7 protein-coding genes are annotated in these 11241 nt (G+C 70.3%); 1 reads left to right on the top strand and 6 read right to left on the bottom strand.

Going from position 1 to position 11241, the window contains the following annotated elements:
• Window positions 1–34: 34 nt before the first annotated feature.
• From Ari01nite_RS03320 to Ari01nite_RS03300, 5 genes are all read right to left on the bottom strand, one after another.
• Complete coding sequence (locus Ari01nite_RS03320; RefSeq protein ID WP_203779127.1) at window positions 35–2815, bottom strand: putative bifunctional diguanylate cyclase/phosphodiesterase; 2781 nt, start codon at window positions 2813–2815, stop codon at window positions 35–37.
• 115 nt (window positions 2816–2930) lie between these two features.
• The gene (locus Ari01nite_RS03315) at window positions 2931–3350 is read right to left on the bottom strand and encodes a PPOX class F420-dependent oxidoreductase (RefSeq protein WP_203779126.1); all 420 of its coding nucleotides are present in this window, start codon (window positions 3348–3350) and stop codon (window positions 2931–2933) included.
• 105 nt (window positions 3351–3455) lie between these two features.
• Entirely contained in the window at window positions 3456–7169 is a 3714-nt protein-coding gene (locus Ari01nite_RS03310; protein WP_438872118.1) for a GH92 family glycosyl hydrolase, read from the bottom strand.
• 718 nt (window positions 7170–7887) lie between these two features.
• Window positions 7888–8556: a response regulator gene (locus Ari01nite_RS03305; protein WP_203779125.1), complete on the bottom strand. Its 669-nt coding sequence runs from the start codon at window positions 8554–8556 to the stop codon at window positions 7888–7890.
• A complete protein-coding gene (locus Ari01nite_RS03300) occupies window positions 8553–9626 on the bottom strand; it encodes a sensor histidine kinase (RefSeq protein ID WP_203779124.1) in 1074 nt (357 codons plus the stop codon). The genes Ari01nite_RS03305 and Ari01nite_RS03300 overlap by 4 nt, the downstream gene beginning before the upstream one ends.
• Before the next feature lie 115 nt (window positions 9627–9741).
• Here Ari01nite_RS03300 and Ari01nite_RS03295 point away from each other — a divergent pair, with 115 nt between their 5' ends.
• Complete coding sequence (locus Ari01nite_RS03295; protein ID WP_203779123.1) at window positions 9742–10269, top strand: hypothetical protein; 528 nt, start codon at window positions 9742–9744, stop codon at window positions 10267–10269.
• Between the two features lie 9 nt (window positions 10270–10278).
• Here Ari01nite_RS03295 and Ari01nite_RS03290 read toward each other — a convergent pair whose 3' ends face one another.
• Window positions 10279–11238, bottom strand: a complete 960-nt coding sequence (locus tag Ari01nite_RS03290; RefSeq protein WP_203779121.1) for a DNA polymerase domain-containing protein — start codon at window positions 11236–11238, stop codon at window positions 10279–10281.
• Window positions 11239–11241: the final 3 nt, after the last annotated feature.

Here is an 11241-nt window from a genome sequence, read left to right as displayed (position 1 = left end):
CTCCTTCTCGGAAAGGGGGGTGCGGCGGCAGCGGTCAGCGCTTGGCGGAGCTGAGCTCGGCGGCGAGGAAGAGCGGGCCGGCCTCCTCGGCCGGTACCGGCCGGGAGAAGTAGTAGCCCTGCGCGAAATGGCAGCCCATCTCGCGCAGCGCGGCCAGCTGGCCGAACTCCTCGATGCCCTCGGCCACGGTGGCCATGCCGAGGCTCTTGCCGAGCTGCACGATCGTGTCGGCCAGCGCGGTGTCGTCGGTGAGCGCGCCCAGCCGCTCGACGAACGAGCGGTCGATCTTGAGCGTGTCCACCGGGAACCGGCGCAGGTACGCCAGCGACGAGTAGCCGGTGCCGAAGTCGTCGATCGCCAGGGTCACGCCGAGCGCCTTGAGCCGGAGCAGCTGCTCGAGGTTGTCGTCGGTGTCGGTCATCAGCACGCTCTCGGTCATCTCGAGGCAGAGCTGCTCGGCCGGCATGCCGGTGTCGGCGAGGATGCCGCCCACCACGTCGACCAGGTCGGCCCGGTCGAACTGGCGCACCGAGACGTTGACCGCCATCTTGACCGGGCGGGTGCCGCCGGACTGCTCCGTCCACTCGACGGCCTGCCGGCACGCCTCGCGCAGCACCCAGCGGCCCAGCGGCACGATCAGCCCGGTCGCCTCGGCGATCGGGATGAACTCGGCCGGCGGGATCATCCCGCGCTCCGGGTGCTGCCAGCGGACCAGCGCCTCGAAGCCGATGATCTCGCTGGTGGCCAGGTCGATGGTGGGCTGGTAGTGCAGGTGCAGCTGCTTGCGCTCGAGCGCGACCCGCAGGTCGGCCTCCAGCTCCAGCCGCTCCACCAGGCCGGCCAGCATGTCCGGGTGGTAGGCCGCGAAGCAGCCGCCGCCGGCCGACTTGGCCTTGTACATGGCCAGGTCGGCGTTGCGCATGAGCTGCTCGGCGCCGTCGGTGTCGCCCTCGGCGAGCGACTCGGCGGTGGCCAGGCCGATGCTGGCCTGCACGTGGATGTCCCGGGTCTCGCTGCGGAACGGCTGCTCCAGCACCTCGACGATGCGGCCGGCCACCTGCTCGGCGTCGTCGGTGCCGGGCGCCGACTCGACCAGCACGGCGAACTCGTCGCCGCCGAACCGGGCCACCACGTCGCCGTCGCGCACCGAGGAGCGCAGCCGGTCGGCGACCTGCACCAGCAGCTGGTCGCCGGCCAGGTGCCCGAGGCTGTCGTTGACCTCCTTGAACCCGTCCAGGTCGAGGAAGAGTACGGTGACGTCGTTCGCCGGGCCGCGGGTGCGCAGCGCTTCGGCGACCCGCTCGCGGAACAGCGCGCGGTTGGCCAGCTGGGTGAGCGCGTCGTGGTACGCCTCGTGCACCAGCTGGTCCTGCAGCTCCTTGCGCTCGCTGATGTCGCGGGTGTTGAGCACCAGGCCGCCCACGCTCTCGTCGGAGAGCAGGTTGGTGATGGTCATCTCGGCCTGGCGCACACGCCGGTCGCGGTGCCGGACGGACAGCTCCAGCACGGTGGTGGCGTACGGGCGGCCGGACACCTGGCGCAGCGCCTGGGCCAGCCGCAGGGCCGACTCCGGGTCGAGCAGCTTGGTGAGGCGGCGGCCGGTCAGCCACTGCGCCGGGTAGCCGAAAACCCGCTGCACCGACTCGCTCTGGTAGAGCACGTCGGCCTCCGGGCTGACCACGGTGACCACGTCGGAGCTGTGCTGGACCAGCGCGTGGAAGCGCTGCTCGCTGGCGTACAGCTCGGCGGTGCGGTCGGCGACCCGGGCCTCCAGGGTGCGGGTCAGGTTGCGGTTCTCCCGCAGGGTGAGCAGCTGCCGGCCGACGATCAGCAGGATCAGGGCCGAGCGGGTGTACGCCACGAACGTGTTGTTGTGCCCGGTCTTGGCGTACCAGATGACGGTGGTGAGCAGGGCCGCGAGCACAGCGACGTAGGGCAGCAGGATGCCGACCGGCGGCTGGGCCATGTCGTCCTCGTGCGGCTCCGGCTCCTCGTGCTCGGCCGGGATCGGCTTGAACGCGGCCAGCAGGATCAGCGAGAAGCCGGTGAACCAGCCGATGTCGGTGAGCCCGCCGGAGCTGTACGCGCCGGTCAGGTTGAGGTACGCGTAGCAGATGTCGGAGACCGCGAAGCCGGAGATGCCGGCGCCGACCAGGGCCAGCTGCTTGTAGGTGCGGCCGTGCCGGCGCTGCTGGGCCAGCATGTAGATCACGATGGTCACGATCACCACGTCGCCCAGCGGGTACGCCAGGCTGACGTAGAGCGCCAGCGCGGTGTCCTGCCCGGTCTCCAGCAGCGGCGAGACCACGAAGATCCACGCGATCAGCACCAGCGAGGCGGCGACCATGAGGCCGTCCAGCACGCTGCGCACCCGGTTGGCCAGCACCTGCGCCACGCTCGGCAGGGTCAGCAGGCCGATCGGGGTGAGCAGCACCATGCCGAGGTAGCCGATGTCGGCAATCGACGGGAACGGCGCTTCCTCACCCTGGAACGTCTCGAGCCACACCCACGCGCTCTGACCGGAACCCCAGCTGAGCACGCCGAGCCCGATGAAGACCCAGCCCCATCGCATCCGTCCGCGGAAGGTGCGGGCCCGGGTGAGACAGGCGACCGCCGCCGCCACCGCGGCGAGGCAGAGCCCGAAGTTGGAAACGGTCTGGCTGACGCTGTCGCCGCCCACGCTGGTGCTGAGCACCAGCGCGAAGAGGGCACAGATCACCCCGACGACGAGGCACAGCCGGGCCCAGCCGCTGGCCAGACGCCCAGCGGGGCGGTCGGCCGGGGCATCCGCCCGCGGTTTGGTCGTGGCAGCCATCAGATTTGTCTCCGGGTACGTGAGGGTTGTACCCGGAGATCGGGACGGGGGACCGGCCCTTTAGGGGTTTGCGCCCGCCGGCAACGAAAACCGCGGGTGCAAATCGGTTGCGACGTTAGGGCGCGGTCCAGCCGTAGAGGTGCTCGACCCGGATCCGGACCACCAGCCGGCCGTCGGCGACCATGGCCCGGCGGTAGTCGTCCCAGTCGGGGTGTTCCTTGCCGGCGATCAACCGGTAGATCTCGATCAGCTCCTCGACGGTGGCGTCGTCCAGCGCCCAGGACACCGCGCTCAGTTCGGCGGTGCCCTCCGCGACCGCGTAGCCGCCGCCGGCTGCGCTGACCTTGACGCTGACCCGCGGGTCGCGGCGCAGGTTGTGCACCTTGGCCAGGGCGGTGCGGGTGGAGAAGCGGATCAGGCCATCCGCGGCGGTGTAGCTGACGTCGGACAGCTGCGGCCGCCCGTCCTTCTTGATCGTCGCCACGGTGCCGAGGTCACCGGCGGCGATCACACCCCACAGTTGGTCTTCAGACATGGCCCGAATCTAGTGGGGATTCCCCGTACGTTCGCCGGTTTCCCCCTCGGCTTTCGCCATTGACCCCTTGCATGGGTCTCCCCCGGCCTCGATCCCGGAAGCTGCCTAGCGCTCCGGGCGTCCCAGCAGTTCCACCTCGGCGAGCGAGCCGGTCAGGTCCAGGGCGTAGTGGCGGTAGCGGCCCGGTTCGGCGATCCGGAAGGGCCGGGTCTGCAGCCGCCAGTCGAAAACCTGGCCGGAGCGCTCGTCGAGGGTGGTCCAGGTGATGCCGTCGGCCGAGCCGCGCAGCCGCCACGAGGCCGGGTCGGTGCCGGTGGTGGCGGCCGAGGTCAGGGTGTACAACTCGGCCCGCTCGCCGGCGCCGGTGAACGTGCAGGTGAAGGTGCCGTCGACCGCGGCCCGGGTGGCGGTGGTGTCGTCGACCAGGGCCGGGATCGAGGCGGTGCCGGCGCCGGGGCCGGTCAGGTCGCGCAGCGGGGTGGCCACCGCGTCGCCGGTGGTCAGCGACGGCGGCGGGGAGTCCGCGCCCCACGGCGACGGCGCCGGGCCCATGGCGAAGTCGAGCACGGCCCCGTCGGCCAGGACGGCATGCGGGACGGACGTGGACGCGTACGGCTGACCATTGATCTTGAGGTTTTGCACGTAGACGTTGCCGGGGCTGTTGTCCGGGGCGTTGACGACGAGCGTGCGGCCGTTCTCCAGATGCACGGTGGCCCGGGTGAACAGCGGGGAGCCGATGACGTAGTCCGCACTGCCCATCCGCAGCGGGTAGAAGCCGAGCGCCGAGAAGATCTGCCAGGCGGACATCTCGCCGTTGTCCTCGTCGCCCGGATAGCCCTGGCCGATCTCGCTGCCCAGGTAGAGGCGGGACAGCGCCTCGCGTACCAGTGCCTGGGTTTTATGCGGTTTCCCGGCGTAGTTGTACATGTAGATGATGTGGTGCGACGGCTGGTTGCTGTGGCCGTACTGCCCCATCCGGACGTCGCGGGCCTCGAGCATCTCGTGGATGGTGCCGCCGTACGAGCCGGGGAAGCGCGCGGTCTCCGGCGTCGCGAAGAAGGCGTCCAGCTTGGCGGCCAGCCCCTCCCGGCCGCCGTAGAGGTTGGCCAGGCCCTGACCGTCGTGCGGCACGTGGAAGGCCATGTTCCAGCCGTTGGTCTCGGTGTAGTCGTAGCCCCAGACGCGCGGGTCGTACTGTTCGGGGGTCAGACGCGGCTTTCCGGCCGAATCCCGCCCTTGGAAGAAGCCGACCGCACTGTCGAACATGTTGACGTAGTTAAGGGCCCTATTCCTGAAATACGCTGCTTCGTCTGCATATCGTGAGTTGCCTGTTTTGTCCGCCAAGGTGGCTGCCATCCCCGCGATCCCGAAGTCGTTGATGTACCCGTCCAGCGCCCACGACATCGCCTCGCCGGTCACCTCGCTCGGCGTGTAACCCTTGAAGATCGACGTCGCCAGCCCCTTGCGCCCGACGTTCTGATTCGGCGGCGTCACCGTGGCATTCCGCAGCGCGGCCCGATAGGCGTCGTCCACGTCAAAACCCGGCACCCCTTTCCGGTACGCGTCGGCGAACGCGACATCGGAGCTCGTGCCGACCATGAGGTTCGCGTATCCCGGCGACGACCAGCGCGAGATCCACCCGCCGTCCCGGTACTGCTGGACGAACCCGTCGACCATCTCGCCGGCGGCCCCCGGGGTCAGCAGCGCATAGGCCGGCCACGTGGTCCGGTATGTGTCCCAGAACCCGTTGTTGACGTAGACCTTGCCGTCCCGGACCGGCGCACCGGTGGCGGGCGAACTGACCGCCGACTGCACGGTGTGCCGATGGACCGGAGCCTCGTTGGTGCCGGTGTTCTCGTGGCCGGAGTTCGGATAGAGGAACAACCGGTACAGGTTCGAATAGAGGGTGACCAGCTGATCCTCGGTGGCGCCCTCGACCTCGACGGTGCGCATCTTGGCTTCCCACAGCGACTGGGCCCGGTCGCGCACCGACTCCAGGGTGGCGTCCGCCGCGATCTCCAGTCCGAGGTTGTGCCGGGCCTGTGCGACGCTGATCAGCGAGGTGGCGATCCGCACGGTCACCTCGGAGGCGCCGAACGACAGGTAGCCGGTCGACGGCCGGTTGCCGGCGGGCAGCATCCCGCTCGCGGTGATCGGCACGTCCACGGTGGCGTACACGTACATCCGGGTCCAGCCGGCCGAGAGCCCGCCGCTGTTCACGTCCGACCAGCCCTCGAACGACCGGCCGGCCGGGTCGATGGTCAGCCCCGAGTTGCCGTTGACGTTGTCCAGGATCAGGTGCGCGTCGTCGCCCGGGAACGTGAACCGGAAGATCGCCGCGTGATCGGCCGGCGCGAGCTCGGCCCGGATGCCGTTGTCGAACGTGACACCGTAGTAATAAGGTCGCGCCTCCTCGCCGGCGTGCCCGAAGGCGAGCGCGCGGGCGGTCCGGCCGGCGTCCGTCGCGGTGGACGGCATCAGCTGGAAGGTCTGCCGGTCACCCATCCACGGGCTGGGTTCGTGGCTGGCCGAGAACGCCTGGATCGTGGGGCGGTTGGCGGCGTTGTTCTGCCGGGACCATTGATAGAGCCAGCTGGTCGACCCGGCGTCGGTGACCGGCGTCCAGAAGTTGAACCCGTGCGGCACCGCGGTGGCCGGGAAGTTGTTGCCGCGCGAGTATTCGCCACTCGACTGCGTCCCGCGCCGCGTGTCCGCGTACGCGCTCAGCTTGGTCTTGGGTTTTGGCGCCGGCACCTCCGCGATCACGACGTCGTCGAACCAGGTCCGGAAGTTGCCCGGCCCGCCGGTCCGCTCGTAGCCCACCAGGATCCGAGCGACGGTCTTGCCGGCCGCCACCGCGCCGATCCGCGCCCGCTTGAGGTTCCACTGCGACGTGTAGAGCGTCTGCGACGCCCCCTGCGCGCCCGGGCTGAGGGCGATGCCGTGCTGGTCCCGCGCGCCGAGCTGCGACAGGTAGCTGCCGTCGGTGAACGCCAGGTCAACCGCCGCGTAGGTCCCCGCGTCGTCCTCCGGAAACATCAGGTAGGACAGCTCGGTGTCGCCCTTCACTTCAAGATCAACATCAAAAATGCGATGGTACGCGAAGGCGGCTCCCTCGGTCGTGTGGTGCCCTGCGATCTCGAACGCCGCGAGTCCGGTGTACCCCACGTTCGCCTTCGCTGTCGGTGAGCTGGCCGGCCCGGCCCCCACCCGGCTCCGCATCGGCCCCGGCGCTTTCGCGTCGGTGAGTTCCCACTCGGCCAGTTGAGTGAGGTTGCCGGCCGGGTGCCCCGTGATGTGCAGCCGGTAGATGGGGAAGCTGCCCGGGTCGGCCACCTCGAAGGTCCTGCTCTGGAACCGCTCGCCGAACGACTCACCCGCCCGCGTGTCCACTGTGGTCCACGTTTCACCGTCGCCGGACCCCTCCAGCGTCCAGTCCCGCGGATCCCGCTCCGGCGCGTCGTCGGCGCTGGTCAGCGAATACCTGATGACGGTCGCCGGAGCGTCCAGCGTGTACCGCGCCCAGCTAGCCGGCGTGTCCACGAGCCACTTGGTCCGCGGGTTGCCGTCGTTGAGGTTCCGCCCGTTCTCGTGCGCGACGGGTTCCCCGCTGACCGCGACCCCGACCACCCGGTCGCGCCGGCTCCCCACCACCGCGCCGTTCCCGCGTTCGACGCCGTCGACCCAGTCCGGTTGCCGTTCCCCCGCCTCGAACGAGGACGCAAACCCTGCTCCGATCGCCCGCGCCGGATTCCCGTTCATCAGCCCTCCCGCCAGCCCCAAGACCACCACCACGACTATCCACCGAGGCCGGCGCATGCGAGCTCCTCACGAGTCCCCAACACCTACCCCGACATCGTTACCTCTACATACCTAAATGGACAAGACTCCTTCCAACAAAACCGCGCACCCACTGACATCGATGTCAAACTGCCCTTGAATCCCTCCTACGCTTGCCATATGGTTGCCCCGAGGGGTCGGCCAGACCGGCGCCGATGTTGAACTTTGTGCGGTTCGATACTTCGCGCCCAACGCCGACCCTTCCCGCGCACACGGGCGCCGGGCTCCCCACCGGCGCCCCTCCACCACTTCTGGGCGGTTTCGGCGGCTCGTTTCCCTCCCGCCGGCCGTCAGCCCCGCGCGGTGTTCGGCCGATTTGTTCTCTCCCGCTGCTGCTGGGTCGCGCGCGGTGTCAGGTCGCTCGTTCCTTCCCGTTGGCCGCTCGGCCCCGCGGCGCTCGGCTTGTATGCCGGCCATCAGGTCCGTGTCGCCCGCCCGCCGTGCGCCGATGTCCGATCGAGTCCCACCGGGTGTCGGGCGTCGCCGCGATCGATCGCCGCACGACGCCCTGCTTCACCGGACCGATCGCGACCTTGTGGATTTGCGGTCCTGGGAGTCCTGGGAGGACAGCGAGTCGACAAGACCGGCGTGGGAGGGGTGGGCGGTGCCGCGACTGTGTGGATTTGCTGTTCCGGGATGGCGGTGGGTCGACAAGATCGGCGCCGGGTGTGCGGGGCTGGGCGGGCTGGTGTAGGGGTCAGGGGGTGGGGTCTACCAGGCCGTCTTCGAAGGCGATAATCACCAGCTGGACTCGGTCTCGGACGGCCAGTTTGGTGATGGCTCTGGTTATGTGGGTTTTGGCGGTCAGCGGGCTGATCACCAAGGCGCGGGCGATCTCGTCGTTGGACAGGCCGGTTGCCACCAAGCGGACCACCTCGCGTTCTCGGTCGGTCAAGGCTGCCAGGCGGTTGCGGGTGGGGGTGGCGGCGGCCGATACCGGGCGGTTGGCGAACTGGGCCACCACCCGGCGGGTCACGCTGGGGGAGAGGAGCGCGTCGCCGGCGGCTACCACGCGCACCGCCTGGCGTAGGCCCTCGGGGTCGATCTCCTTGGTCAGGAAGCCGCTCGCGCCGGCGGCCAGGGCGGCGAACACGTATTCGTCGGTTTCGAAGGTGGTCAGGATTATTACCTTCGTCTCCAGGTCAGCCAGGATTTGGCGGGTGGCGGCTATGCCGTCCTGGCCGGGCATTCGGATGTCCATCAGGATCACGTCGGGGTGCAACTGGCGGGCGGTGCGGACGGCCTCGTCGCCGGTGGCCGCCTCGCCGACGATCGAGATGTTCTTGTCGCGTTTCAGCAGGCTGCGGAAGCCGGCCCGGACCAGATGCTGATCGTCGGCCAGGAGCACGGTGATGGGCTTGGTCATGCCGTGAACGGGATTGTCGCTCGTACGGTGAAACCGCTCCTGCCCGGACCGGCCGTGAGTGCACCACCCAGCGCAGCCACCCGCTCGCGCATGCCGGCGATGCCGTGACCGTCGGTGGCGGGATCCGCGCCACCGTTGCCGTTGTCCTGGACGTCCACCAGCACATTGTCGGGGGCATAGCGCAACGTCACCGTCACCCGGCTCGCCCCCGCGTGGCGGACCGTGTTGGTCAGTGCCTCCTGGACCACCCGGTAGACCGTGCTCGCCACGGCCGCCGGCACCCCGGTCCGGTCGCCGAACTCGGTCAGCGAGACCTCCAGGCCGGCGGTTCGGACCTGGTCGGTCAGGCGGACCACGCCGTCCAGGTCGCGGACCGGGTCGGAGCCGGCGCGCAGCACGCCGACCATCGATTTCAGGTCGGTCATCGCGCGGCCCCGGACGTCCTGCGCCAGCTTGAGCGACTCGCGCGCCTCCTCAGGGTCGGCGTCGAACGCGTCCAGCGCCACGTTCAGGTGCACGCCCACCACCGCCAGCGTGTGGGAGACCACGTCGTGCAGGTCCCGGGCGATCTCCACTCTGGCCTGCAACGCGCGTTCGTGCTCATCTTGTGCGAGGCGGTGGGCCACCTCGTCGCGCCACCGCCGATAATTCCGGTACGCGGTGGCGGCGGCCAGCACCGCGGCCAGCCACAGCGTCTCGCCGCCGACGTGGGCCAGCGTCCAGTCGCCGCCGTGCGACTTGTCGACGAAGCCGTCCCAGCCGAAGCCGTACAGCAGAGCCACGGCGCAGACGGCGATGGCCGCGCGCAGCCGGCCGGCCAGGGCCAGCACCGCCAGTGCCGCGGTGGCCGGCCAGATCCAGCCCGAGTCGACCAGGCCGGAGGTGCGCCACCCCACCATGGTGGCGAACGTCAGGAGCGCGACGCCGAGCGGCCAGCGGCGGGCGAACAGCGCAAGGATCGCGAACCAGCCGGCCAGGGTCAGCGTCATCAGGGTTTCGACGTTGCCGCCGGTCAGCGCGAGACCGGCCGGTACGCCCACGAGGGTGAGAAGCGGAGGCAGAAAAGTCATGCCGGGGACGCTATTTTTCACCCGGGCAGGTGCGCGTCGTACCGCTGCGGACAATCGCATCGACGCCTCCCGAGTATCCCGTACGCCAAACGAAGTACGTCGCTAAGGTAGCCCGGTGACCGCCGCGGAACTGCTTGCCGCCTCCGGCCGATTCCCGCTCTCGCCGGGCCTCACCGACGCCGAGTTCGACGCCGTCGAGCGCGAGTTCGGCTTCACCTTCGCCGCCGATCATCGCGCGTTCCTGGCCGCCGGTGTGCCGACCGGCCGGGGCTGGCCGGACTGGCGCGGCACCGACCGCGACCGGCTGCGTGAGCAGGCCGCCTTCCCGGTCGAGGGCGTGCTCTTCGACGTCGGGGAGAACGAGTTCTGGTACGACGGCTGGGGTCCCCGCCCGGCAACCGCCGACCAGGCCGTGGCCGCCGCCCGCTTCCACCTGGCGACCGCCCCGCGGATGGTCCCGCTGTTCACCCACCGCTACCTGCCGGCCGGCCTCAACCCGCACCCGGTGCTGTCCATCTACCAGACCGACGTCGTGCACTACGGCAACGACCTCGCCGACTGGCTCAACCGCGAGTTCGGCCTCGGCGAACCGGCCACCGACCGGCGCCGCCCCACCGTCCCGTTCTGGCGGGAGTTGCTCTAGCCCTGGCGACTAGGACTGGGCCTCCCGCTTGGCCCGGGCCCGCCGCTTGCCCTCGTGCATGGCCTGCACCCGGGCCACCGGAATGGTGTGCCCCTCCTCGACCAGGCCGGGGTCGAGCGGCTGCGGCGCGGGCATCGCCTCGGCCCACGGGTCGCGGTCGCCGAGCAGACCGGGCGCGGTGCGGATGGTGAAGTCGGCCGGGGTCACGTCGTCGAGGTCGGCCCAGTCGACCGGGAAAGAGACCCGCACCTCGGGCCGGACCCGCGGACTGTACGCGGCCACCACGGTCGCGCCGCCGGACCGGGTCGCGTCCAGGAACACCTTGCCGTGCCGGTCCTCGCGGATGAACGCCGTGGTGGCCAGGCCGGGGTCGAGGCGTTCGGCGCGGGCCGCCACCGCCCGGGTCGCGGCCGCCACCTCGTCGGCCGGCGCCTTGCCGTCCAGCGGCACGAACACGTGCACGCCCTTGGAGCCGCTGGTCTTGACCGCGCCGGCCATGCCGATGTCGGCCAGCACCTGCCGGACCAGCTTGGCGGCGGCCACCGCCGAGGCGAACCCGCCGCCCTCGGGCGGATCGAGATCCATGATCAGATGGGTGGGGTGGTGGTCGCCGGCCAGCATGAGGCCGGGGTGGTATTCGATGGCGCGCTGGTTGCCGAACCACAGCAGCGTCTTGCGGTCGTTGCAGAGCGCGTAGGTGACCTTGCGGTGCGACGAGTCGGCCCACATCTCGGCGCGCGGCACCCAGTCCGGCGTGTATTTCGGCAGGTTTTTCTGCATGAACTGGTCCTGCCCGCGGAGCAGGCGCACCACCGAGAGCGGCCGGTCGCGCAGCACCGGCACGAACCGCTCGCTCACCGCGTCGAGGTAGTCGACGAGGTCGCGCTTGGTCGCGCCGGAACCCTCGAACAGTTCCTGGTCGAGGTTGGTCAGGGGGACGCCGTCCCGCTCTTCGCCCGTGCCGGCCATGAC

It is taken from the genome of Paractinoplanes rishiriensis (genome assembly GCF_016862375.1).
GTDB classification, from domain to species: domain Bacteria; phylum Actinomycetota; class Actinomycetes; order Mycobacteriales; family Micromonosporaceae; genus Actinoplanes; species Actinoplanes rishiriensis.
Note: the sequence above shows the minus strand (reverse complement) of the source record. Positions and strands in the feature narration are given on the sequence as shown.

Bases quoted from the DNA above. Each gene is read 5' to 3' on its own strand.
- Ari01nite_RS03300 (WP_203779124.1), bottom strand. From the start codon at position 9,626: ATGACTTTTCTGCCTCCGCTTCTCACCCTCGTGGGCGTACCGGCCGGT.
- Ari01nite_RS03290 (WP_203779121.1), bottom strand. From the start codon at position 11,238: ATGGCCGGCACGGGCGAAGAGCGGGACGGCGTCCCCCTGACCAACCTC.
- Ari01nite_RS03305 (WP_203779125.1), bottom strand. From the start codon at position 8,556: ATGACCAAGCCCATCACCGTGCTCCTGGCCGACGATCAGCATCTGGTC.
- Ari01nite_RS03320 (WP_203779127.1), bottom strand. From the start codon at position 2,815: ATGGCTGCCACGACCAAACCGCGGGCGGATGCCCCGGCCGACCGCCCC.
- Ari01nite_RS03310 (WP_438872118.1), bottom strand. From the start codon at position 7,169: ATGCGCCGGCCTCGGTGGATAGTCGTGGTGGTGGTCTTGGGGCTGGCG.
- Ari01nite_RS03315 (WP_203779126.1), bottom strand. From the start codon at position 3,350: ATGTCTGAAGACCAACTGTGGGGTGTGATCGCCGCCGGTGACCTCGGC.